The organism is Pseudomonas tremae (genome assembly GCF_001401155.1).
Classification (GTDB): Bacteria; Pseudomonadota; Gammaproteobacteria; order Pseudomonadales; family Pseudomonadaceae; genus Aquipseudomonas; species Aquipseudomonas tremae.
Genome location: NZ_LJRO01000338.1, coordinates 1 through 415 on the forward strand (window position 1 = coordinate 1; position 415 = coordinate 415).

At 61.0% G+C, this 415-nt stretch carries 2 protein-coding genes; both read left to right on the top strand.

The window, feature by feature from the left end; genetic code table 11:
- Positions 1-278, top strand: a 278-nt coding sequence (locus tag ALO43_RS18710; RefSeq protein ID WP_054997907.1) for a hypothetical protein, incomplete at its 5' end; no start/stop codon positions are given.
- Positions 275-415: prepilin-type N-terminal cleavage/methylation domain-containing protein (locus ALO43_RS29225; protein ID WP_157062337.1), on the top strand; the 141-nt coding region annotated here is incomplete at its 3' end. The genes ALO43_RS18710 and ALO43_RS29225, both read left to right, overlap by 4 nt.

The window sequence follows — 415 nt, forward strand, 5'->3', positions numbered from 1 at the left end:
GGCAGAGCGCTCGCTCTCTGCAACAGGTGTCGCGCAGTGACCGGATCAGCCATGCAGCACGCACGATTATGGATCAGGAAAGTGCCGGCCCGCTGGAAAACGGTACGCGTCAGGGAACACTCGCAGGCATCGACTGGACCCTGGATATCCGTCAACTGTCGGGTGCCAATGGTGAGGCACGGATGTTTCGCCTCGACCTGATGCTCAGCGAGCACCAGCGCAAAGCGCAGTTCAGTACGCTTAAACTGCGCGGCGCTGTCAGCGGGGCCGGATCATGACCCGTACCCAACGTGGTTTCACGCTGCTGGAAGTACTGTTGGTGATCAGTCTGTTGGGCGTGCTGTTGGTGTTGGTTGCGGGGGCGCTGCTGGGTGCCAGCCGTGCGGCTGTCTCTTATACACATCTCCGAGCCCAC